The organism is Francisella sciaenopsi (assembly GCF_045862875.1).
Lineage (GTDB): Bacteria > Pseudomonadota > Gammaproteobacteria > Francisellales > Francisellaceae > Francisella > Francisella sciaenopsi.
Genome location: NZ_BTHG01000002.1, coordinates 95,500 through 120,509, shown reverse-complemented (window position 1 = coordinate 120,509; position 25,010 = coordinate 95,500). Strand labels below are relative to the sequence as shown.

Genomic DNA, 25,010 nt, shown 5'->3' with positions numbered 1-25,010 from the left:
ATAACACGCGTATATTTTAACCTGTTAATGACTATTTGTATATAAAATATAATCTTTCAACTATTTTGCATCACTTTAATAATGAAATATCAAGCCTACCTTTTTTGAAAGGTGGACACCATAAATAGCTTGTCTCAATAATTTTAGAAAATTTAAAGACTCCGTCAACAATACCATCACTACCTCCGAGCATATTGCCCATCTGTAAATTGAATGATCTAAATGATAATGCAAACGCAGAGAACATAAACCCTCCATTTAGATTATTATCTGACCAAGGCATTGATCTTCTTAGCAATTCTGCTTCCGGATCAAAGTTTTCTTTGGCAGATCTCTTAACATGAGCGAAGTCTTTCAAATCCTTAAATTGATGAGAATCATCCAGAGACCTACCTATACATTCTTCTTTAGCTGATTGACTTGCATTATTTAACCAATCAAAGTCATGTAACCATTGTTGAAGAACCCAAAAACTCGACCCCTCTAACTCACCTTCTGGTATTATTGATGATGGAACAATCTCTTCACCTTTAGGATTCTCAATACCATCTTCAAATCCTGATAAATCATACTTGCCATGATAGGTATAGCTAGAAACTATTTTTTCTACAGTAAAGAAATCCTGTAATGCTTTTCTAATGTTTAGTGCATTATGAAATAGCTCTCCTCGATCATCTCCTCTTAACCAAAGTACCAAGTCATAACCATCATTATCAGGCATTCTTTCACTATTGAATTTAGCTCTTTTGAAATTATCATCACTAGGAAGATCAAACATTTGCAAAAGATCTTTACCAAATCCAGCAACTACACTCTTACCATCAACAAACTTTTGTAATACCTTTAATCCAAACTTAACATCATTCTCTTTATTGATACTAAACATCATATATAAAGCAGATGATGGTAAGCCTTCAACAATTCCCAATTGATATTTAATTATTTCCACTGAACTTTCCCTTATAAAATTCTCTTTAATAGTTATAATATAAACAACTACTATAAAACTCCACAAACTAATGTTAAAAAAACAATTATCTTACTTTATTATTATAGGTATATTAGCCTCAATAACTAACTTCGTTATTGTATGGTTCTTGGTTGAACTTGATATTTTCAAGCCTATGGTAGCAAATTTTTTTGCATTTCTTATTGCTTTTAATGTCAGCTACTTTGGACATAGATTTTTGACATTCTCAACAACAACTCAATCACATAAAAAGGCTGCCACACAATTTTTCATTAATGTCATGATAGGTTTAGCTCTTAATGAAAGCATATATTATGTATTGCTTCATCTTTTACATATACAATATTTACTTGCACTATTTATAACAATGGGATTAGTTGCTGTATATACTTTTGTTGTTAGTAAATTTCTCATCTTTAAGGCATAAGATGTTTAATATAAACAAACAAATAGGAATATACATACACTTTCCCTGGTGTGTACGTAAATGCCCTTACTGTGATTTCAACTCACATGCAATCAAAGATGATACATACCTCTCACAAGATTATTACAAAAAACTAATTGCCGACTTTGATACTCATCTAAAAGATCTACAAGATAGAGAAGTTATAAGTATTTTTATAGGGGGCGGTACCCCTTCACTTTTTAAGGCAGATTATCTCGGCAAAGTTTTACAACATATAAAAAATAATGCAAAGCTTAGTCCCAACTGTGAAATAACCCTAGAAATGAATCCTGGTACTGTCGAACGTGGATCTATTTCAGACTATGCAAATATCGGTATAAATCGTATCTCCATTGGTGTGCAAAGCTTTCAAAATGAAAAGCTAAAGTTATTAGGTAGAATTCATAATTGTGACAATGTTTATACAGTCATCGAAGAAATTAATAATTCAACCATTTCGAATTTTAATATTGATATTATGCATGGTCTCCCTAATCAGAGCTTTAAAGATGGAATTTTTGATATTTCTCAAGCAATCGTAATGAAGCCAACACATATATCTTGGTACCAACTAACTATAGAACCAAATACTCTTTTTGCAGCAAAGCCTCCAAAACTACCAGACGAAGAAACTCTAGAAAAAATTGAAATAACTGGTAAAAAACTACTCCAAGAAGCTGGGTACTATCAATATGAGATATCAGCTTATGCAAAAAATAACTTAAGATCAGTTCATAACTCAAATTACTGGAATTTCGGTGACTATATAGGTATTGGTGCTGGAGCTCATAGTAAGATTACAAATCTTCAAACCAACGAGATTAAAAGAACTTGGAAACACAAACATCCCAAAATATATTCACAGGCAAATAACTATATAAAAGATTCAAATGTTGTCAGTCAGGATGATTTAATCTATGAGTTTATGCTCAACACCCTTCGCTTACGAGATGGTTTCGGCTTTGATCTATTTGAAAGGCAAACTTTTTTACCAAGGAGTATTATACAAAACAATTTACAAACAGCTATAGACAGAGGTTTACTCAAAGTAAATAAAGATAATATCAAGCCTACAGATAAGGGCTACTTATTCTTAAATGACTGTATAAATATATTTATTTAATCATCATATTCAATTTGAGATATCTTACCACTAATAGCATCAACATATACTTTAACCTCTTTATTAGCAGTATCTACACATTCAACCTCATAAACATCACTTTCGTCTTCAACGCCTGTAATAGTTTTACATCTATCATTAGGTACTGCAGCTATAGCATCACTCATATTGATTTCTTTTGAGTCATTTTTTGGCAAAGGAACTTTACCTGTATTCGGATCTATATACAGATACTCTTCTTTGCCGACATCATTAATAACTTTTGCCTTATATATTCCATCATCAAACTCGATTTTATTGATACTTGGGTAGCCTTGAGAGTATATATTTGCAACAACCTTACTAATGGGAACTGCTGTTGATGATGGAGTATCATCTGCGTACATAACTGACATAGATATTACCGTCAATAAAATCATCTTAGAAGTTATTAGAACCTTTCTCATTTTTAACCTATTTTTTCAAAGATGATTTTAAGTTACCATTATGAATTTATAATATCAATGATATATAGACCAATAGCTATTGACCAAGAACAGTACTAACATAATTTTTAGCATGTTTTCGAAGAAATTCTATTAACTTCGTTCTATTTCTAACATGCTTTGATACTATTACTGCTTGCTTGTCATGAAATGTTTCTGTTGTAATTCCATCTACAGCAACAATAGATGAATTTGATATCTGTGCATAATTATCTAACAAAACACCAACTCCCAAACCCTTCTCAATCAGAGAAACTTTATGTAAGTCATCCTCAACAAGATACTTTATCTTTTTAATACTTTGACTTGTATCCTTACCATCTACTGTAACATTTAAGCTAAAAGATAATTGATCTCTTCGCATAATAAAAGGAAGCTCAAAAACCCTTAGAGGATTCGCTTTCAAATCATACTTATCTAATAATTCTTGATTAACATACACTTTAGATGGTAAATTCACCGAATCTATAGTTGCACAAACCATCCAATGGTCTTGATCTATTTTCTCAAGATCTTTAGATGATATAAGAGCTATATCATAATTGTTTAATTGATAAATATAGCTATTAGCTTGATACAATAAGTAACTATCAAAAGTAAATGTATAATCATCCTTAGTATCTATCTCATGAATATTTCGAGAAATATAATTGACAAATGTTCTAGTACCAAAAATGCGTATATACTTTAGCTTATCAACGCCTTTGTATTTACTAGAAAGAATACTATTTTCTAAATCTATATATAATCTATGGCAAGATGCATAGTATTTTTTACCGTACTTCGTTATTTCTACTTTATTGCTACCTGATTGAATTAGTTTGACACCTAGATAACTTTCCAATAATTCTAACTTATTTCTAATAGTATTAACTTCAACTGAATAATAGCTCTTAACTGCTGCATAAGACCCTAACTCTACTAAGGATATAAAGTATCTCGTACCCTCTATTACATTCTTGTCTACAACTTCTTTAGCATGTTTACTCATAGATAGTTCAATTAATTATATACCTTTTAATACACTACTGTTATGTTATCAATAAAGAAAAATATTTAATAGATAATCTTAATGATATATTTACTTAAACTAACAAATATAAACACTCTAAATCATATTCTTTGAAAAAACTATGCATTTAAAATAGTATTTACATAGCTATCTACCTGTCTTCTTAGAAACTTAATGATTTTTGTTTTATTCGAAATATATTTCGAGACTATTACAACAACTTTTTCATGAAAAGTTTCACTTATAATATTATCTAAGGCTACTATATCTGACTTAGAAATTTGCGAATAATTATCTAATAAAATACCTGCTCCAAGTCCCTGCTCAATAAGCATAACCTTATAATTATCATCCTCGACAATATATCTTATATTCTCAATTGCCTTACTTGTAGTTTTACCTTTAATCTTAACATTAAGACTAAATGCTGTATGATCTCCACGCAAAATAAAAGGTAGATTGAAAATATTTTGTGGATTATTAGTTAAATCATATCGACTCATTAACTCTTGATTAACATAAATCTTTGATGGCAGACTAATTGAATCAACAGTTGCGCAAACTATCCAATTATCCTGATCTATTTTTTCTAAATCTTTAGCGGCTATAAGAGCTATATCATAATTACACAATTGATATAAATAGCTAGCTGTTTGATCAAATAAATACGTATCCGAAGTAAAAATATACTCACATTTATCATCTATTTGATGAATATTAGGCAAAATATATTCAACAAAAGCTCTTGTCCCAAAGAGCCGAATATATTTTAGTTTATCAATACCCTTATATTTACTAGAAAGTATGGTATTTTGCAGGTCTGTATATAGTTTGCTACACGATAAATAATATTTTTTACCACAATCTGTTATATCTATTTTATTACGACTTGGACGAGTTAATTTAACTCCTAAATAACTTTCAAGAAGTTCTAATTTATTTCGAACTGTACTAATTTCAACAGAGTAGTAATTCTTTACTGCCGTGTACGAGCCTAATTCAACTAAAGATATGAAATATCTTGTACCTTCTATTACATTCTTATCAACAACTTTTCCATAATTTTGGCTCATACTAAAAAAACTAAAGAACAATATGTATTTGTTATATTATCAGAAAATTATCTTTATAATAATTCTAGATTTTGGTGCACCGGGCGAGACTCGAACTCGCACGTCCTACGGACACCACCCCCTCAAGATGGCGTGTCTACCAATTCCACCACCGGTGCTAAATAGAGTACTTTATTTTTTCGTACTAGTAGAACTTTGATCAATCTCTTTTTGATATTGATCATATTGACTAGCTATAGAGTTATCAGTACTAACTGAACTTACGCTAGCGGTTGTATTTTGACTTTTACCTAAATATCCTAAAGTAAGGCAACATACAAAAAATACTGCCGTAAAGAATACCGTCATTTTAAATAAAAATGAAGCTGCTCCCTTACTACCAAAAACAGTATTAGAAGCACCTGCACCAAAAGAAACACCCATATTAGCGCCTTTACCTTGTTGTAGCAAAACTAGAGCTACAATAGCGATAGCTGCGATAATATCTATAGTTAAAATTATTCCGTACATATTTTATTTGCTTGATTTATTATTTCGTTAAACTCAGAAGCTTTCAAAGATGCTCCACCAATCAAGCCACCATCAACATCTGGCAAACTTAATATATCTTTAGCATTTTCAGCTTTTAGGCTACCACCATACACTATTTTCATATTTTTAGCAAGATTTTCATCAACTTTAGCTACAAGAGAACGAATAAATTGATGTGTCTCTTGTACTTGCTCTAATGATGCTACAACTCCTGTGCCTATAGCCCAAACAGGTTCGTAAGCTATTACAACCTTAGCAAGTTGCTCAATAGACAAATTTTCTAATATTAGACTTAATTGTGTTGTTAGTACTTTTTCTAACCTTCCGCCTTGTCTATCTTCTAGCGACTCACCTATACATACAACTGGCACAACTGTTATATCTATAATTTTATTAAGTTTTTTGAAAACATCTTGATCAGTTTCACCAAACAAAGATCTTCTCTCAGAATGTCCTATAAGTAGATAATTACAACCAACATCATGCAACATCTCTGCAGATAACTCTCCAGTATATGCACCATTATCATAGAAAGTAATATTTTGCAGACCTACCCCAATTTCTTTAGGAAGCTGCGCAAGCACCTCTTTAACATATACACTTGAAGGAAAAACAGCAACAACGACTTTTTCACTATTGTAATCGACTTCTGAAATACCCTTACAAAGCTCTTTAATGCTTGCAGAGCTACCATTCATTTTCCAATTTCCCATTATTAATTTTTGCATATCTACACCAATTTTTGTTTTACCTTTTCAACCAAATGCTCCGCTTCTTTTGTAGCTAAACCTTTAGCATCTGCCTCAACCATAACTCTCAGAACGGGCTCAGTTCCTGAAGGTCTCAACAGTACACGTCCTCGATTACCTAATCGCTCTTCAGCTTTAGCAACATCACTAGCTAGCTTAGCTAAATCATCAGATGTTACTTTAAAATTAAGTGGAACATTGATCATAGTCTGTTGCATTAATTCACCAGGTAATTTAAACGCTGATACTGGTTTATCACTTTGCGAAAAAATCGCTAACAACTGAATAGCTGTCGACAAACCATCACCTGTAGTTCCAAAATTTAGGTTGATAACATGCCCTGATGACTCTCCACCTATTTTATAGCCATGCTTAACCAAATCTTCTAGAACATATCTATCACCAACTTTAGAGCGAATAAATGGTATGTTATTTGCTTTATAATGATTTTCGTAACTCATATTTGTCATCTGTGTACCTACAATACCAATAGTACCACCACAAATATTACTATATTGAGCAATAATATTTAATATTCCATCACCATCAATTTCTTGAGCATTCTCATCAACAATAATAATTCTATCTGCATCCCCATCTAGAGAAATCCCTAAATCAGCATTATGCTCTTTAACTGCTTTTTTAATATTTGAGGTACAAGTCGCCCCACAATCAACATTTATATTTAAACCATCTGGATTAGATGCTATAGAAATATAGTCAATACCAAATCTATCAAGCAATGCTTCAAAATGATTCGAAGCAGCGCCATGAGCACAATCTATGACAACTTTACCTTTATAATTAACCAAAGAACCAAAACTTTCAAATAAGTTTTCAATATACCCATCTATAAAGTTTTCAGCAATCTTATAATTACCAAACTTACACTCTGCCTGATAAATAAAATCAGAGTCAATTTTAGCTTCTACTTCTTCTTCTAGAGCATCATCTAATTTAAACCCACTTGATGAAAAAAGCTTAACACCATTATCAGTAAACTTATTATGTGATGCTGTGATAACGAATCCAACAGCTGCTTTGTATTTAACAGTCATAAAAGCCACAATAGGTGTAGGGATTACACCTAGATCAATCACATCTATACCAGCTGCATTTAGACCTGAAACTAAAGCAAATTTTAAAAAATTACCAGAACTACGCGTATCTTGTCCGACAATAACAAACTTCGGATAATCCCTTTCATTTATTAATGCTCCAACCGCATTTCCAAGCTTTTGCATAAATTCTGCTTTTATAACAGATTTACCTACTTCACCACGAATACCATCTGTACCAAAATACTTAGCCACAATCATCTCCTAATATTTTACTAATGCTGAAACATTGTGTCCTTCAAGAACTTTTCTACCATTCAGATCTTCAAGCTCTATTACAAATATAAGACCTACGACACTTGCTTGAGTTTTTTCGATAAGCTGAACAGTTGCTTTTGCTGTGCCACCAGTTGCTAACAGATCATCGACAACCAGTACTTTATCTGTAGGCTTAAAAGCATCTTTATGAATCTCTAAGCTATCACTACCATACTCTAATTGATAGCTCACTTTGTAAGTTTCTCTAGGAAGCTTGCCTGGTTTTCTTACAGGAACAAATCCTAAGCCTAAAGCTTCTGCAAGTGCTACCCCAAAAATAAACCCTCTACTTTCAGTACCAGCAATAATTGTCGGCTTTATACCTTTCGACTTCAACTCTTCAGCCATAGCTTTTGCGGTCATTTTTAAACCTTGAGGATCTGCTAATAATGGAGTGATATCTCTAAATACTATACCAGGCTTCGGAAAGTCTGGCACAGCAACGATTCTGTCTTTTATAAAATCTAAATTCATGAGAAAAATACCTTTAGAATAAATTGAAAGAAAAATAATTAAACTTGCAGTAAAATTCTATTTGGATCTTCTAACAATTCTTTAATCATTTTCAGGAATCGTACAGATGTACCACCATCAATAATTCTATGATCATAAGATAATGCTAAATACATTATTGGACGGATTTTAATCTCGCCATTTACAACTACTGGTCTTTCAACGATATTATGCATACCTAAGATCGCACTTTGTGGTGAGTTAATGATTGGTGTAGATAACATAGATCCATAAGTACCACCATTAGTAATTGTAAACGTACCACCTTGCATATCCTCTAGGCTTAATTTACCATCGCGACCCTTAATTGCTTTATCAAGCACATCTGCTTCAAGCTCTGCTAAAGATTTACCATCTGTATCTCTTAAAACAGGTACTACTAAGCCTCTATCTGTACCAACAGCTATACCAATATCAAAGTAGTTATGATAAACAATCTCATCACCATCAATAGAAGCATTAACATCTGGGAACTTTTTAAGTGCTTCAGTTGCTGCTTTAATAAAGAAAGACATAAAACCAAGCTTTGTATCATGCTCTTTAAGGAATATATCTTTATATTTATTTCTAAGCGCCATAACTGCACTCATATCAACCTCGTTAAACGTCGTCAAGATTGCATTAGTATGCTGAACCTCAACCAATCTATTTGCTATAGTTTGACGTAAACGAGTCATCTTAACTCTTTTCTCGTATCTTGGACCTTGGTTAGCGACTATAGCAGGCTGTTGTGGCTTGCTACTAGATACCGCTTTTTTAACATCTTCAGATGTTATACGTCCTTTCTTACCAGTACCTTCAATACTTGCAGCAGAATCTAATCCACTTGCATTAAATGCTTTACGTGCAGAAGGAACTAAATGAGGATCATTGCCTTTATCCTCAGTCTGGGCTTTTGTTTCTGACTTAGGTGCTGCAGATGCCACTGCGCCCTCAATAACTTTTGCTATTAGCTCTGACGAAAGAACTGTTTCACCAGCAGGTTTTAATATTTTTGATAAAACTCCATTAGATGTCGCTGGAACTTCCATGACCACTTTGTCTGTTTCGATCTCAGCTAAAATATCACCTTCTGCTACAGCATCACCTTCTTGCTTATGCCACTCAGAAACTGTACCATCTGCAACAGACTCTGGGAAAACAGGTGCTTTAACATCTACTTCTTTGCCAGAAGTTTGTGAAGAAACCTCTGCAACAACTTCTTGCTTTGGCTCAGAAGCTGAAGCATTAGTATCAATATTTGCTAAAAATTCTTCAGACAAGACTGTATCACCTTCCTGCTTTTTGATTCCTTTTAGAATACCGCTAGCAGTAGCTGGAACTTCCATAACCACTTTATCGGTTTCGATTTCAGCAATTATATCGCCTTCTTCAACAAAATCACCTTCACTTTTATTCCACTGAGCTAATGTGCCATCTGCGACAGACTCTGGAAACATAGGTACTTTTAATTCAATCATTTCTTACTCCTAGTAACAACTTAAATTTTAAATTTCTAAAGCTCTATTAATAATTTCTTCTTGCTGTTTGACGTACAACGCATGATAGCCCACTGCAGGAGTAGATGATCTCTCTCTCGCGACACACAGCAACTCTTGGTTTTTTAATACAAGCTTTTCTATGAAGTGTCTAATATTATACCAAGCACCCTTATTCTGAGGCTCTTCTTGTAGCCACACCACCTTGTCAGCATGCTTATACTTAGCAAAAATATCTGCAAGTTCTTCTTGTGGGAACGGATACAACTCCTCAAGTCTTACTACAGCAACATCTTCATGAGCATCTTGCTTTTTAGCAATTAGATCATAATAAACCTTACCATTACAAAGTATAAGTTTTTTAACCTTCTCTTTATTGGCACTTGCATCATCTATAATAGATTCAAACTTACCTTTTGAGAGCTCTTCTAGTGTAGACACAGCCATAGGGTTTCTTAATAAACTCTTAGGTGTCATTACAATCAATGGCTTTCTAAGCGGTCTAATCACTTGACGTCTCAGCAAATGATAGATTTGTGCTGGAGTGGTAGGAGTACAAACTTGCATATTTCTATTCGCGCATGATTGTAAAAATCTCTCTAAACGTGCTGAAGAATGCTCAGCACCAGCACCTTCTTGGCCATGAGGTAAAAATAGTGTCAACCCTGACAAGATACCCCATTTTTCTTCAGCCGCCACCAAAAATTGATCAATAACTACTTGAGCTGTATTTACAAAATCACCAAACTGAGCTTCCCAAATTACTAACGAATCTGGACTATAACAACTATACCCATATTCAAATCCTAAAACACCATATTCCGATAATGTAGAATCTATAACATCAAATCGAACTTTTCCATTAATATGTTGAAGTGGAATATATTCTCTTAGTTGTGAGCTAGTATCCATATTTTTAACAACCGCATGACGATGAGAGAATGTTCCTCTACCACTATCTTCTCCAGATATCCTTACCGAATAACCTTCATCAAGCAATGTTGCATAAGCAAGAGATTCAGCAAACCCCCAGTTTAATGGAAGCTCGCCATTCGCCATCTTGACTCTATCTGTTATAGCTTTTTTAACCTGCATCTGAGCCTTGACTTCTTCAGATACTTCACTCATTCTCAAAGCTAACTCTTTGAGTTTATCCTCAGATATTGCATGGTAAGTATACTTAGTCTCCTGCTTACCAATATATGGCAACCAATCACAGACATTAAGCTTATCTTTTACAACTTTTCTATCAAGAATATCTATGGTAACTTGACCATTATCAAGCTTACTACGATAGTTAGCATTTAATTGTGCAAGAAGATTCTCATCAACAACTCCTTCTCTAAGAAGTTTTTCACTATATAATTTTAATGTCGAAGGAAGCTTTTTAATCACTTCATACATCTGTGGTTGAGTTCCTGAAGGCTCATCAGTTTCATTATGTCCGTTTCTACGATAGCAAACCAAATCAATAACTACATCCTTGTTAAATTTCATGCGATATTCAAGAGCTATATCAGCAACCTTAAGTACAGCCTCAGGATCATCACAATTTACATGAAAGATTGGTGCATCTACCATTTTTGCAATATCCGTTGAGTAGTTGCTACTTCTATTCACGCCAAATGTACTACTAGTAGTAAAACCAACTTGGTTATTTACAACAAGATGAACTGTACCGCCTGTTCCATACGCTTCAGTAAGAGAAAAACCAAAAGTCTCCATTACAATACCTTGCCCACAGAAAGCTGAGTCTCCATGTATCAATATAGGAAGCACTTTGTTATACACATTACCATCTAATTTATCTTGTATAGCTTTAGCAGCACCTTCTACAACAGGATCTACCGTTTCAAGATGAGATGGGTTAAACGCTAGTGCAATTTTTGCCTCTTTACCATCAATACATCTATAGTTCGAATATCCCATATGGTACTTGACGTCACCAGACAGGCTCTTTTCGCTTCTCTTACCTTCAAACTCTTCAAACAAATCTTTAGGATTTTTACCCATAACGTTCACAAGAACATTCAAGCGACCTCTATGAGCCATGCCTAATTGGATAAATCTCGTTGAATGTCTAGATACAGCTTTTTCTATAACATGTTGAAGAGATGGAATTAAAGATTCTCCACCCTCAAGGCCAAATCTTTTTTGACCCACATATCTTAATGCTAAATATTTCTCTAAGCCTTCTGCTGCAACCAACTGTTGCAAAATCCATTTTTTATCTGACTTCTCTGTAGATAAGTTTTTTTCAATCTTATCTTGAAGCCATAATTTTTCTTCTTTATTACCAATGTATCTATACTCATAACCTACACTAGATTCATAAATTGCCTTAGCTTTAGCTATTACTTCTTTCAGTGTAATAGCTTTATTATCAGTAAATTCACCAAGATTAACTTTCTCAGATAAATCTTTTTCAGATAGCCCATGCGCAGTTAACTCTAGATCAGAATCTCTTTGATACTTCATTAATCCTAATGGATCAATATTTGCTGATTTGTAGCCATGAGATCGATAAGCTTTTACAAGAGCTTTTGCTTTTAAGCTTACATCACCCTCACCACTAATAACTGTCGTAGCAGTAGATCTATTTTTAGCCAAAAATTTGAACTCATCAACCAAGTCGCGATGCACAGTATCAGTTGAACTAGCTATAGAATCAAAAAAGGACAACCATTTTGGATCAATGTCCTCATAGTTGCCCATAATATAATCATCATATATTGATTCAAGATATTCTAAATTACCTCCGAAGAGCTGGGTTGTTTCCAACCACTGACTAAAATCCGGTTGTTTTTTTTTCATATAAATACCTAAATGTCAGGTTTTAAATTTTACACATTTTTCTTTAATAGTGCAGATCTGATCTTACCGATAGCTTCCGTAGGATTAAGACCTTTAGGACACACAGAAACACAGTTCATAATAGTTCTACATCTAAATAGACTAAACGGATCTTTTAAGTCTTCAAGCCTTTGTTCCGTAGCAGTATCTCTTGAATCAGCAATAAATCTATATGCCTGTAACAAACCTGAAGGCCCTATAAATTTATCTGGATTCCACCAGAAAGACGGACATGATGTTGTACAACATGCACATAGAATACACTCATAAAGACCATCCAATTTAGCTCTATCTTCAGGTGATTGTAGTCTTTCTTTGACAGGAGGCTCTTCATCATTTATAAGATATGGTTTAACCTTTTCATAGTTCTTGTAGAACTGCTTCATATCAACAATCAAGTCTCTAACAACTGGTAAGCCCGGTAGAGGATTAACTTTAATTGGTTGTTTTAACTCTCCAACTGAGGTAATACATGCCAAACGGTTTTTACCATTAATGTTCATGCCATCAGAACCACAAACACCTTCTCTACAAGATCTTCTCATAGCTAATGTAGGGTCCTGTTCTTTGATAAGCTCCAAAGCAGTCAAGACTTTAACTCCCTCATTTTCTACTGTGACAGTATACTCATCATAATATGGCTTTTTATCTACTTCTGGATTATATCTATAAATTTTAAATCTTACATCCATTTATCAAATCCTCGTATTAATACTTACGTTCTGCTGGTTGGAAAGCTTTAACCTTAGTAGGAGACATATTCACATCACGTTGTGATGTCTTATCACCATCTAAGAAATACAACGTATGCTTCATCCAGTTCTTATCATCTCTTTCAGGATAGTCCACTCTCGAATGTGCACCTCTAGATTCTTTTCTCTCAAGTGCTAACTTCGCTGTAGCTATCGCAGTCAATACAAGATTATCCAGTTCCAAAGCTTCTATTCTCATCATATTGAAAATTCTAGAATTATCTTCCAAAACAGCATTATCAAGTCTTTCTCTAATTTTGAATAATTTATCAAGACCTTCTTTCATTGTACTTTCTTGTCTAAACACCGAGAAGTATTGTTGCATAGTCTGCTGAAGCTCTTTTCTAAGCACTGCTATTTTTTCTTGACAACCTCTTTGCTCAGAAGTATCCCACTTAGTGATTCTAGCAGTAGCTTTTTCAATATTCTCTTGCGAAACTTCTTTTGAAGGCATACCTTCTTTCAAGCTTTGCTCAGCATGCATGCCTGCAGCTCTACCAAACACAACCAAATCTAATAAAGAGTTACTACCAAGTCTATTTGCACCATGCACTGATACAGAAGCGCATTCACCAACAGCATATAAACCACCAATAACCTTATCTTCACCATTCACCTGAGTGATTACTTGGCCATGCTTATTAGTTGGTATTCCACCCATTTGATAATGGCATGTGGGTACAACTGGTATTGGCTTCTCAACAGGATCAATACCAGCAAAAGTTCTACCCAACTCTCTAACTGTAGGTAATCTCTCATCAATAACTTCTTCACCAAGATGAGTCAAATCCAACCATACACAACTTGTTCCAGAGAAAGTATCACCTCGACCTTCCATGATTTCTTGTTGAGATGCGCGCGACACAACATCGCGACAAGCAAGATCTTTGGCATTAGGAGCATATCGCTCCATAAATCTTTCACCATCCTTGTTACGCAGTACTCCACCTTCACCTCGGCAACCCTCAGTAACCAGAACTCCCGCTCCAGCAATACCCGTAGGGTGGAATTGCCAAAACTCCATATCCTGAAGTGGTAAATCTGCTCTTAAAGCAAGACCCATACCATCACCTGTGTTGATATAAGCATTAGTACTAGATTCGTATATACGACCTGCTCCGCCAGTAGCCAATATTGTAATTTTTGCCTTTAAGAAGACAGTTTCTCCTGTTTCTATACTAAGAGCTATTACACCAGCTACACTTCCATCATCAGCCTTGACCAAGTCAACAGCAAACCATTCTGTATAAAAATCAGTCTTATGAGAAAGATTACCCTGATACAGAGTATGCAAAAGCGCATGCCCAGTTCTATCAGCTGCAGCACAAGTTCTCTCTGCCTGATTAGCGGGATCATAATTTCTAGACATACCACCAAATGCTCGCTGATATATCTTACCGTTTTTTAGTCTTGAAAAAGGCATACCCATATGCTCTAACTCAATAATTGACTGCGGCGCATGTTCACACATATATTCGATCGCATCTTGATCACCAATATAGTCAGAACCTTTAACAGTATCATACATATGCCACTTCCAATCATCTGAAGGCAACCCGTCATTGAACTCAACATTCCCTAGTGCCGCTGCAATACCACCTTGAGCTGCAACAGTATGGGATCTAGTAGGAAAAACTTTAGAAACAACAGCTGTTTTAAAACCTGACTGCGACAACTGAAAAGATGCTCTTAAACCAGCACCACCAGCACCAATTACAATAGCATCAAATTCTTGCGTAGCTATACTCATAAAAATAACCTCTTAGTAGAAAAATAAAACCGCAAATAACCAAAAAAAGCAGAATGCATAGACCAATACAAAGCTCAGCATAATAAGAGCTGATGCCCAAGCACACTTAATATAGTCACCACAAATAATCCAAATACCTACCCAAGCATGAAAAAACATCGCCAAATAAGCCATCAATGTAGCAACTCTAAAAAACATGCTATCTGTGAACAATCCTCTCCAGCTATCATAGTTAAGCGCTCCAGCATGAGATAAACACAAAGTCTGAAGAATAAGATAACCAAAATAAACAGCAATAATTACAGCCGTCACTCTCTGTACAAAAAAGTCTTTAATTCCAGAAGAAGTTAATGAAATTACAGCCATAAGTAGCACCCCCATAAAATAGCCGATAAAACACCTAAAATGATAACAAGCAACGAAGTAATCTTAGCTGCTTTCATACTCTCACCAAAACCCATATCCATAATCATATGTCTAACACCCGCATAAACATGATAAGTTATAGATGATAAAAACAGCCAAAAGAATATACTGCACCAACCCTTAGTCAAAACAGCGACAGTTTGCTGATAACCATCGGGACCTGCAAGTGTATAATTCATACCAACAACTGCCAAAGGTATTGCAAAAATCAATACCACACCAGATATACGATGCAGTATAGAACTAATAGCAGTAATAGGAAACTTATAAGATTTAATTGACATCAAATCAACATTCGTAATTTTTTTCATGCTCGACATTCCTCCGAAGCAATTTATATGTATATCAGTAAATCGGATGTAAACCAATGTTATACAACAACTCTTAAATAATATATTTTTAGTAAAACAAATTCAAATACTTAAACAAATTTTTGATTCTATTTCGTCTCATAATCAAATGCAACAAACTATTAAGCAAAATAAATAATATTCACATCATACACAGCTAATGATTTTTTTATTTGCAAAAGAGAAATCTTTAGCTTATCATTCCCCTGTAATGATACCTTATTAGTATATTATTTTTTTAGAAAAGGTGTCTTTTTATTGCAAACCTTTGCATTGTATTTTTTGATCAACTCACTTGGAGGCCTATTAATGAGTAAATATGCAACTCTTAAGTATGCAGATAAAAATATTGAAATAGAATTACCAGTCTACTCTCCTAGCCTAGGTAATGACTGCATAGATGTATCATCTCTTGTAAAGCACGGTGTCTTTACTTACGATCCTGGCTTTATGTCGACAGCCGCATGTGAATCTAAAATCACATATATCGACGGTGGCAAAGGTATTCTTTTACACAGAGGCTATCCAATCGAAGAATGGACTCAGAAATCAAATTACAGAAACCTCTGCTATGCTTTAATTTATGGTGAATTGGGAACAGAAGCTCAAATCAAAGATTTTAGAGAAGAAATCATAACTAAGATGCCAGTATGTGAGCATGTTAAAGCTGCTATTTCAGCTATGCCACAACACACTCATCCTATGTCTGGATTAATTGCTGGTGTTAATGTTTTAGCCGCTGAGCATATTCACAATGGTCAAACTGAAGCACAAGATGAAGTTGCTAAAAATATAGTTGCTAAGATTGCGACTATGACAGCTATGGCTTATAGACATAATCAAGGCAAAAGATTCTTAGAGCCTAAAAAAGAGTATGGTTATGCAGAAAACTTTATCTACATGATGTTTGGTGAAGATGAAAGCTTTAAACCTGATGAGCTACATGTTAAAGCTATGGATACTATTTTCATGCTTCATGCTGATCACGAACAAAATGCTTCAACATCAACTGTTAGACTTTCTGGTTCAACTGGTAACTCTCCTTATGCAGCTATCATCGCTGGTATTACAGCTCTATGGGGTCCTGCTCATGGTGGTGCTAATGAAGCTGTATTAAAAATGCTATCAAAAATTGGTAGTGTTGATAATATCGATAAGTTTATCGAAAAAGCAAAAGATAAAGATGATCCATTTAGACTAATGGGATTCGGTCATAGAGTCTATAAAAATACTGACCCAAGAGCTACAGCCATGAAAGCTAATTGTGAAGAAATTCTAGCTAAACTAGGTAACAGTGATAACCCACTTCTTGCTATAGCTAAAAAACTAGAAGAGATTGCTTTACAAGATAGTTACTTCATTGATAGAAAGCTTTTCCCTAATGTGGATTTTTACTCTGGAATCATCTTAAAAGCTATGGGTATTCCAGAGAGCATGTTCACAGCAATATTTGCTCTTGCTAGAACTTCTGGTTGGATATCTCAATGGATCGAAATGGTTAATGATCCAGCACAAAAAATTGGTCGTCCGAGACAGTTATATACTGGCGCAACAAGCAGAGATTTATAATTTAATCAAAACCGCTTTCTTATTTTATTTACTTTTCTCCTTAATTAAACTACGATTCTTTTATCAAAAAATTTTTATTCTATAGATAATGAATAACTCTCCAACATTTAGTGACAAATTGGTTGCACCATTTAAACAGCCCAAAATGTTTACTATGCTAATTCTAGGTTACGCCTCTGGATTGCCTCTGATGCTTACCGCATCATCATTATTGCTTTGGTATAAAGATAGCGGCATCAATATTCAAAATATAAGTTTTTTAACACTTATAGCAATACCATATACATTTAAATACCTATGGGCTCCGTTCCTTGATAAAGTTAATATCTTAGGGATTGGTAGACGCAAAAGTTGGATACTTACAACACAGACAATCCTAATAATTCTAATAGCTCTCATGAGTCAATTATCTCCCGCAGCTCAACCATTTATGATTGCTTTTATCGGCTTTTTAATATGCTTTACATCTGCAACACAAGACATCGCTATAAATGCATATCAGACTGAAATTCTTAACGAGAGAGAGAAAGCTCTTGGTAATGCTATAGCAGTTATGGGCTATCGTATTGCAATGCTTGTAACAGGATCGTTAGTACTAATATTAGCTGATTATTATAGTGGCGGTGCTGAACCTATAGAGATATGTACACCTAAACTTACTGAACACTATGGTAGCAATGTCTTGTTTACTAATATTGATATTGTTTCTACTCAAAAACTTATATCTAGCAGTTGGAGCCTAGCACTAATAACAATTCTTGCATTTTTCATAATCTGTCCACTCTATTGCTTATTTTTAAAAGAGTCTTCATCAACCACAGTACCAAAAAGTTTCAAAGAAGCCTTCACACAACCGTTTATTGAGTTTTTTAAACGGCAAGGAATTAAAACTGCAATTATAATATTATTGATAATAATTGGATATAAACTTGCTGATGCAATCGCATTTTCACTTAATACGGTCTTTTTTGCTGACTTAGGATTTGATAAAACTACCATAGCTGTCTCATACAAAGCTTTTTCTTTAGCCGCGACTTTAATAGGTCTTATCGTAGGTGGGCTAATTGCAAGGAAAATAGGTATCTATAAAAGCTTTTTCTTCTTTAGCATTATTATGGCATCAGCAAATCTAATGTATGTACTACTAGCAGTTGTCGGTAAAAACTACTATCTAATGGTAAGTTCTGTTGCTGTTGAATATTTTTGTGGAGCAATGGGTACTGCAATACTTGTAGCAATGATTATGAGTCTTGTAAACATAAAGTTTTCAGCAACCCAGTTTGCTGTCCTTAGCTCAATCGATTCATTAGGAAGAGTCCTTGTAGGACCATTTGCAGGATATGTACAAAGCCACTATAAATGGGAAGGTCTTTTTATAGCAAGCTTTATCATAGGAATACTAATATCTGCTATCATCTATCTTTCTAGAAAAAGAATTAAATTAATGGCAAATATTGAATAAACTATCAAATATTCACTTATTTTTTCTAAAAAACAATAAAGAAATAATAAAAGCTATCCAAGGAAGTAAAAGAATTGCTAGTACAATATTTTTTGTGACAGCAGTTATCTGAAGACTTGGAAATAATATAATTACCACTAAAATAAATACTATAGACAATACTCCAACAGTAAAAGGATATAATGGCAAATTATTTTTACTCATTTGATATAGCCTACTTCTCAAATTGCTCAGAAACAAACTCCCAGTTCACTATATCCCATAAAGACTCAACATATTTAGGTCTTGCATTACGGTAATCGATATAATACGCATGCTCCCATACATCAAATGTTAGAAGTGGTTTTTTGTTATCTGTCAAAGGACAGCCTGCATTACTAGTAGTTACAATTTCTAACTTACCTTCCGTATTCTTTACCAGCCAAGCCCAACCAGATCCAAATGTAGCTACAGCAGCCTTAGAGAATTGATCCTTAAAGTTATCTATTGAACCAAAAGTTTCAATAATTGCTGCTTTCAATTGACTAGAAGGTTGAGTTTTACCTGGAGTTAAACAATTCCAATAAAATGTATGATTATATACTTGAGCTGAATTGTTAAATATGCCACCAGAAGAAGTTTTTATTATTTCTTCTAAATTTTTACCAGCATGCTCTGTTCCTTCAATCAGATTGTTTAAATTAGTTACATACGTTTGATGGTGCTTACCATAGTGATATTCAATCGTTTCTTTTGAGATAGTAGGCTCTAATGCATCCAATGCATAAGGTAGTTTTGGTAATTCAAATTTCATCTGATCATTCTCCCTGAACTAAGTTGAATTAATTTATTATAGCATCTCGGTACTATACCCGTTTAGTATAATATGCTATCATTTTTTAGATAAAATTTCTAAACTTAGTTGTCTAATCAAATAAAAAGGAAATAGATATGTACACACCAGAAGAGCAAAAAGTTGTTGATAGAATAGAAAAACAACTAAAAGAAAACGATATTATTCTATACATGAAGGGCTCTCCAAATATGCCACAATGTGGGTTCTCTGCTCATGCTGCTACGGCGATTAGAGCTTGCGGGAAGCCTTTTGCATTTGTTAATATTTTGGAGAACCCTGATATTCGCGCTGTTTTGCCAAAATACGCAGATTGGCCTACATTCCCTCAATTATGGGTAAAAGGTGAATTAATAGGTGGTTGCGATATAATCATGGAAATGAATGAATCTGGAGAACTTAAAGAGCTCATAGACTCCATCAAATAAGCAGCCATATAAAAATTATTTATTACTTATCTTTGTCCAAGCATCTGTACCATACTTACCCGTAGGCTTATATGCACTCATAGTACATAGACTCGATTCAGGACCGATATTACATCTATACAAATCTTTGTCAACGGCTACGACGGTACCTCCTTTATAATCCTCAATACCATAAGGATAGATATAATCAGCACCACTACTAGATTTAATATTCTGTTCTTCACTGGCAAAGTGAGAAATATCGTTTGTAATATTACTCCATGCCAAAAACCCTTTTTCTTTCATAGGACTATAAGAAGAGTCATTACAGTACTCTTCTTTCTGACACTCGAACTCTCTTCCATCAGCAATTACAATCTGACCAAATTTATAACTTCCTATACCTTTCGGATATGTAACAACTTCACCATCTTTTAATCTATATTTTTTCTTTTTTAAAACTTTTTTTGTACTCTGCAGCTTAAGCTCTTCCCAAGCAAGATCTCCATATAAACCATCTGGAATATATGCTTCATCGTTGCATAATTTAATTTCTAGCATAGATTTACACTTATACATCTTACCTGCAAAACTTACAACAGTGTCTGAACCATAACTACCTATTTGATATGGATATCTAACAATTTCTGTATCCAGAATATAGTTTTGTGGATTATCTGAAGAGTTTACTTTTTTTAGATATCTAGCACTATCATTAACAATTGAAGCTACTGGAGGTAGTTCGATACTTGCTATATTATTCGTAGAGCTCCAAGGTAAATGCTGATAGCCATTACTCAAATCTTCTGATTTAATATTTGTAGCGTCAAAGTCCATACTCCAAAGCGCAAATCCAGCAAAAGAAGCTTTGTTTTCTTTCATCAATGAAAGTATTTGCTTTATCTCTGGACTTGATAAAACATAAGTATCTCCTCCATGAGCTGCTCCTTTAGTAGCAGGAACGATAAAAACAAGCTTATTAGGAGGAATTTTGATAGGACTATCAACTTCATATTTTGGATAATTTGCTTCAAATCCTTGTGATGTTGTTAGAGCCCATGCAAGTGAAGCTAAAAATTTATCATATCCATCTAAAGGGGATACTTTAGTGAATTCATTATTTTTATCCTTATAGAATCCTAGAATTGCATCATATGGTCTTTCAGAAAAAGTATTAAGGAAAATATAATTTATCTTACTTATACCTATGTTATCTAATAACTCAATATAGCCATGGCTGACATACATATTGTCTTTATTGTTCTTAGCTAAGGGAGCTACAATATAATCCCACTCAGGAGAAAAAGTTAACCAAAAGTCTTTATCATTATTTCTAAGTGACGTTATGAGTCGATTTATTTTTAGAGCAGCAGTTTGAGCCTGTTTCTCATTTTTTGGTATAACCGTTTTTGGCAGGTCAAAATTTATACCATTGAAACCAAACTCTTTTACAATACTAATTAAATTATCAAAGTTTACGGTTTGCCAATCAATATGTGATGACTTTCCACCAAAAGAAATTAAAACATGCTTACCTTTTGACTCCATATAATTAATAAATTCTTTTAGATCTTTAGTATTGTATAACTTATTTGAGCTACCATTCTCATTATTAAACGATAATTCAAAACCCTTACTACTTGTATGTGTAACATATGCAGCTATTATCACATTATACTTACAGACATTCGGATTTTGATCGCAATATTCTTTATTTTTTGGCATCGATATATCGACTGGCGTTGTATTTATCTGTCTACCCAAGATATTATAGGAACTACTCTTTCCCCACAGTGGTAAGAAGCCGGCAATAACTGGTCCTCTAATTTTGCTATCAACTTGAACACAATCATTATCATAAATACACTTTCTGAGATTTTTAGCAAATATTCCAGAATTATGCAAAGAATCTCCATACAAATCTGCTGCATAATCTGTATTTAAAGACCAGCCTGTCACACCTGCAAATCTAGGTTTAAACTTAAGCTTTTCAAACTGAGGCAACATAAGCTCCACGGCCTGCTCAGTTGTTAATGATAAGGTTGCATTACCTTCAGGATGATATACTGTATTTGTACCTCCCGAGACTGCATTTGTTGGCTCACCTATTAAAATTTTGGTATGGATAGGAATATGTAAATCATTTACAATTTTTAAATAGCTATCCGCTATAAAGCCAGGCTCATACTCTGGATATGTATCATACTCTTGAATAAACAAATAATCTATATATCCGTTCCGAATAACTATATCATAATCAGTACTATTACCAGTTGTTACTAGTTTATAATCATTCACCTGAGGTTCCGCAACAATTACAATTTTGGGATCTAGTTTTTTGATATCTAAAGAAAGTTGATTAATAAAATCTGCTGATGTAAATTTCCTAAAACTATAAACAATTCCATCAATACTATTTTTATGTAAAAAATTAACTATATTACTTGCTAAAGCACTGATCTGTACATCTGGCATATCTTTACCAAAAATATTAGGGGTAATATCTGTTTTACTTACACCTGGATGAAAAGTATTTGGAATGCCTCCAACTGCTAATAAAACTTTCATACCAGCTTCTTTAGCTTGTTTTACTTTATCTATAATAGTTTGTATGGAAGTAGGGCTAGAAGTATAGAATCCAATATCTGTACCATAAACTTCGCCATAGGCTATAACAATAACGTTATATCCATCATCTTTTGCCTTATCAATATTAACTCTAGATGTTGAACTAGGAGTTCTAACATCTAAAAATCCAGCAATAATTCGCTTAGGAAGCAGATATATAGAGTCATTATTCTCCACATCCACATTCATGACCGATTGGGCAATTATATACGTAGGTATGATTAACCAACAAAACACAATTAAAGTAAAAACTTTTTTCATTACAAAATAACATAAATTCTAATCTTATAATTATAAATAATTCTAGATGAATATGTTAGTGATAGTGATTTTTAAATAGATTATTAAAGATAAACTTATAAGTAGAAATTTTTGAAAAATTAATAACTATCGCTATTAATCATCTTTTGAGTAATATAAGCCTTTAGATGAATTGAGAGCCTTAAGACGAGCATCTGCTTCTCTAAGTCTTTTATTTGCAGCTTCCACATCTAATTTAGAAGCATCTGGATTTTTAAGTGCTTCTTGAGCTCTAGCTCTAGCTTTTTCAGCTTCAGCTTGATTCAAGTTTTCTGCTCTCTCCATATCATCTACCATAATTGTAACACGAGTAGGAGTAACTTCTACAATACCACCTGAGACGTATAGTACATCAGTGTGTTCATCTTTTCTAACATTGACCACACCAGCTGGTAGAGTGGATAGAAGCTCTGTATGTCCATATGCTATACCCATTTCTCCAGCAGATCCACGTAGACTTACGATATCAGCCTCGCCTTTAAAAACTGAACCTTGGGGACTAACCACATCAACTTTTAGGTATTTTTTTGTCATATCTACACCCTATTATAGAGTTTTTGCCTTTTCGATTGCTTCTTGGATTGAACCAACCATGTAGAAAGCTTGCTCTGGTAAATGATCATACTCACCATTGACTATAGCTTTAAAACTAGCCACCGTGTCTTTAAGTGATACAAACTTACCAGGATTACCAGTAAACACCTCTGCAACATGGAATGGCTGAGATAAGAATCTCTGAATCTTACGAGCTCTATCAACTGTTCTTTTATCTTCATCAGAAAGCTCATCCATACCAAGGATAGCAATAATATCTTTTAATTCTTTGTATCTCTGAAGCACCTTCTGAACAGCACGAGCCGTCTCATAATGATCTTGTCCTACAACTAAAGGATCTAATTGTCTAGAAGTTGAATCTAGAGGGTCAACAGCAGGATAAATACCTAACTCTGCAATTTGACGCGATAATACAATCGTTGCATCTAAGTGAGAGAATGTTGTAGCTGGTGATGGATCTGTTAAATCATCCGCTGGTACATAAACAGCCTGAACTGAAGTAATAGAGCCCGTCTTAGTAGATGTAATACGCTCTTGTAAAGCACCCATCTCTGCTGCTAATGTTGGTTGATAGCCTACTGCAGATGGCATACGACCTAGCAATGCTGAAACTTCTGTACCTGCTAATGTGTAACGATAAATATTATCAATAAACATCAATACATCACGCTTCTCATCACGGAAGCCTTCTGCTATCGTTAAACCACTAAGAGCTACTCTTAATCTATTTCCTGGTGGCTCATTCATCTGACCATATACTAGGGCTACTTTATCTAGTACATTTGAGTCTTTCATTTCGTAATAAAAATCATTACCTTCACGAGTTCTTTCACCTACACCTGCAAATACTGAATATCCACTGTGTTCTTTTGCAATGTTGTTAATAAGCTCCATCATTGTTACAGTCTTACCAACACCTGCACCACCAAATAGACCCACTTTACCACCTTTTGCAAATGGACAAATAAGATCAACTACTTTAATACCTGTTTCTAATATTTCTGTACTTAATGCTAATTCATCATAAGCTGGAGGTGCCTGATGAATAGACCTAGTTTCTGTATACTGAATTGGTCCCGCTTCATCAATAGGTTCACCTAACACATTCATAATACGGCCTAAAGTACCATGCCCTACTGGTACAGAAATTGGTGCGTTTGTGTTCTCCACAACCATTCCACGTCTTAGACCATCACTAGAACCCATAGCAATAGTTCTTACAACACCATCACCAATTTGCTGCTGTACTTCTAGTACTAAATTTGCTTCTTTTACATTTAATGCATCATATACTTTTGGAGTGTTATCTCGAGAAAACTCTACATCAATAACAGCACCAATTACTTGAATAATTTTACCTGTACTCAT

At 34.1% G+C, this 25,010-nt stretch carries 24 protein-coding genes and 1 tRNA gene; 5 read left to right on the top strand and 20 right to left on the bottom strand.

Going from position 1 to position 25,010, the window contains the following annotated elements; genetic code table 11:
• Positions 1-70: 70 nt before the first annotated feature.
• The gene (locus ACKTR7_RS03120) at positions 71-949 is read right to left on the bottom strand and encodes a Dyp-type peroxidase (protein ID WP_407876972.1); all 879 of its coding nucleotides are present in this window, start codon (positions 947-949) and stop codon (positions 71-73) included.
• Positions 950-1,019: 70 nt separating this feature from the next.
• On the opposite strand from ACKTR7_RS03120, the gene ACKTR7_RS03115 reads away from it, so the two are divergent.
• On the top strand, positions 1,020-1,397 hold the full coding sequence (locus ACKTR7_RS03115; RefSeq protein WP_407876971.1) for a GtrA family protein: 378 nt from the start codon (positions 1,020-1,022) through the stop codon (positions 1,395-1,397).
• Position 1,398: 1 nt separating this feature from the next.
• Positions 1,399-2,541, top strand: a complete 1,143-nt coding sequence (hemW, locus tag ACKTR7_RS03110) for a radical SAM family heme chaperone HemW (protein ID WP_407876970.1) — start codon at positions 1,399-1,401, stop codon at positions 2,539-2,541.
• Here the strand turns inward: hemW and ACKTR7_RS03105 are convergent.
• The 14 genes from ACKTR7_RS03105 to sdhC form a co-directional block, all read right to left on the bottom strand.
• Positions 2,538-2,987 (bottom strand): PepSY domain-containing protein, encoded by a 450-nt coding sequence (locus ACKTR7_RS03105; protein ID WP_407876969.1) that lies wholly within the window; start codon positions 2,985-2,987, stop codon positions 2,538-2,540. The two genes, hemW and ACKTR7_RS03105, sit on opposite strands and share 4 nt — an antisense overlap.
• A gap of 76 nt (positions 2,988-3,063) precedes the next feature.
• Entirely contained in the window at positions 3,064-4,017 is a 954-nt protein-coding gene (locus ACKTR7_RS03100; RefSeq protein ID WP_407876968.1) for a LysR family transcriptional regulator domain-containing protein, read from the bottom strand.
• Positions 4,018-4,157: 140 nt separating this feature from the next.
• A complete protein-coding gene (locus ACKTR7_RS03095; protein ID WP_407876967.1) occupies positions 4,158-5,111 on the bottom strand; it encodes a LysR family transcriptional regulator in 954 nt (317 codons plus the stop codon).
• 72 nt (positions 5,112-5,183) lie between these two features.
• Positions 5,184-5,269 (bottom strand) — tRNA-Leu (locus ACKTR7_RS03090).
• Between the two features lie 13 nt (positions 5,270-5,282).
• The gene (gene secG / locus ACKTR7_RS03085; RefSeq protein ID WP_004287001.1) at positions 5,283-5,621 is read right to left on the bottom strand and encodes a preprotein translocase subunit SecG; all 339 of its coding nucleotides are present in this window, start codon (positions 5,619-5,621) and stop codon (positions 5,283-5,285) included.
• Positions 5,609-6,370: a triose-phosphate isomerase gene (tpiA, locus tag ACKTR7_RS03080; RefSeq protein WP_407876966.1), complete on the bottom strand. Its 762-nt coding sequence runs from the start codon at positions 6,368-6,370 to the stop codon at positions 5,609-5,611. Before tpiA ends, secG begins: the two co-directional genes overlap by 13 nt.
• Positions 6,371-6,372: 2 nt before the next feature.
• Positions 6,373-7,704, bottom strand: a complete 1,332-nt coding sequence (glmM, locus tag ACKTR7_RS03075) for a phosphoglucosamine mutase (protein ID WP_407876965.1) — start codon at positions 7,702-7,704, stop codon at positions 6,373-6,375.
• A gap of 9 nt (positions 7,705-7,713) precedes the next feature.
• Entirely contained in the window at positions 7,714-8,241 is a 528-nt protein-coding gene (locus ACKTR7_RS03070; protein WP_407876964.1) for an adenine phosphoribosyltransferase, read from the bottom strand.
• A gap of 38 nt (positions 8,242-8,279) precedes the next feature.
• A complete protein-coding gene (odhB, locus tag ACKTR7_RS03065; protein WP_407876963.1) occupies positions 8,280-9,740 on the bottom strand; it encodes a 2-oxoglutarate dehydrogenase complex dihydrolipoyllysine-residue succinyltransferase in 1,461 nt (486 codons plus the stop codon).
• A gap of 27 nt (positions 9,741-9,767) precedes the next feature.
• Entirely contained in the window at positions 9,768-12,572 is a 2,805-nt protein-coding gene (locus ACKTR7_RS03060; RefSeq protein WP_407876962.1) for a 2-oxoglutarate dehydrogenase E1 component, read from the bottom strand.
• 29 nt (positions 12,573-12,601) lie between these two features.
• Complete coding sequence (locus ACKTR7_RS03055) at positions 12,602-13,303, bottom strand: succinate dehydrogenase iron-sulfur subunit (RefSeq protein WP_044526930.1); 702 nt, start codon at positions 13,301-13,303, stop codon at positions 12,602-12,604.
• A 16-nt stretch (positions 13,304-13,319) separates the two neighbouring features.
• Complete coding sequence (gene sdhA / locus ACKTR7_RS03050; protein ID WP_407876961.1) at positions 13,320-15,113, bottom strand: succinate dehydrogenase flavoprotein subunit; 1,794 nt, start codon at positions 15,111-15,113, stop codon at positions 13,320-13,322.
• A gap of 12 nt (positions 15,114-15,125) precedes the next feature.
• Positions 15,126-15,494: a succinate dehydrogenase, hydrophobic membrane anchor protein gene (gene sdhD / locus ACKTR7_RS03045; RefSeq protein ID WP_222830416.1), complete on the bottom strand. Its 369-nt coding sequence runs from the start codon at positions 15,492-15,494 to the stop codon at positions 15,126-15,128.
• On the bottom strand, positions 15,470-15,850 hold the full coding sequence (gene sdhC, locus ACKTR7_RS03040; protein ID WP_222830415.1) for a succinate dehydrogenase, cytochrome b556 subunit: 381 nt from the start codon (positions 15,848-15,850) through the stop codon (positions 15,470-15,472). The genes sdhD and sdhC overlap by 25 nt, the downstream gene beginning before the upstream one ends.
• Before the next feature lie 348 nt (positions 15,851-16,198).
• Here sdhC and ACKTR7_RS03035 point away from each other — a divergent pair, with 348 nt between their 5' ends.
• Together ACKTR7_RS03035 and ACKTR7_RS03030 are read left to right on the top strand one after the other, a co-directional pair.
• The gene (locus tag ACKTR7_RS03035) at positions 16,199-17,458 is read left to right on the top strand and encodes a citrate synthase (RefSeq protein WP_407876960.1); all 1,260 of its coding nucleotides are present in this window, start codon (positions 16,199-16,201) and stop codon (positions 17,456-17,458) included.
• 88 nt (positions 17,459-17,546) lie between these two features.
• On the top strand, positions 17,547-18,920 hold the full coding sequence (locus ACKTR7_RS03030; RefSeq protein ID WP_407876959.1) for an AmpG family muropeptide MFS transporter: 1,374 nt from the start codon (positions 17,547-17,549) through the stop codon (positions 18,918-18,920).
• A gap of 12 nt (positions 18,921-18,932) precedes the next feature.
• Here the strand turns inward: ACKTR7_RS03030 and ACKTR7_RS03025 are convergent, their stop codons facing one another.
• Both ACKTR7_RS03025 and ACKTR7_RS03020 read right to left on the bottom strand, forming a co-directional pair.
• Entirely contained in the window at positions 18,933-19,124 is a 192-nt protein-coding gene (locus tag ACKTR7_RS03025) for a hypothetical protein (protein WP_407876958.1), read from the bottom strand.
• 10 nt (positions 19,125-19,134) lie between these two features.
• On the bottom strand, positions 19,135-19,713 hold the full coding sequence (locus tag ACKTR7_RS03020) for a superoxide dismutase (RefSeq protein ID WP_407876957.1): 579 nt from the start codon (positions 19,711-19,713) through the stop codon (positions 19,135-19,137).
• Between the two features lie 137 nt (positions 19,714-19,850).
• On the opposite strand from ACKTR7_RS03020, the gene grxD reads away from it, so the two are divergent.
• On the top strand, positions 19,851-20,180 hold the full coding sequence (grxD, locus tag ACKTR7_RS03015) for a Grx4 family monothiol glutaredoxin (RefSeq protein WP_407876956.1): 330 nt from the start codon (positions 19,851-19,853) through the stop codon (positions 20,178-20,180).
• 15 nt (positions 20,181-20,195) lie between these two features.
• Here grxD and ACKTR7_RS03010 read toward each other — a convergent pair whose 3' ends face one another.
• The 3 genes from ACKTR7_RS03010 to atpD all read right to left on the bottom strand — a co-directional run bounded on the left by ACKTR7_RS03010 (position 20,196) and on the right by atpD (position 25,010).
• Positions 20,196-23,048 (bottom strand): glycoside hydrolase family 18 protein, encoded by a 2,853-nt coding sequence (locus tag ACKTR7_RS03010; protein ID WP_407876955.1) that lies wholly within the window; start codon positions 23,046-23,048, stop codon positions 20,196-20,198.
• Positions 23,049-23,183: 135 nt separating this feature from the next.
• Positions 23,184-23,621, bottom strand: a complete 438-nt coding sequence (locus ACKTR7_RS03005; protein ID WP_407876954.1) for a F0F1 ATP synthase subunit epsilon — start codon at positions 23,619-23,621, stop codon at positions 23,184-23,186.
• Positions 23,622-23,633: 12 nt separating this feature from the next.
• Positions 23,634-25,010 (bottom strand): F0F1 ATP synthase subunit beta, encoded by a 1,377-nt coding sequence (atpD, locus tag ACKTR7_RS03000; protein WP_014714621.1) that lies wholly within the window; start codon positions 25,008-25,010, stop codon positions 23,634-23,636.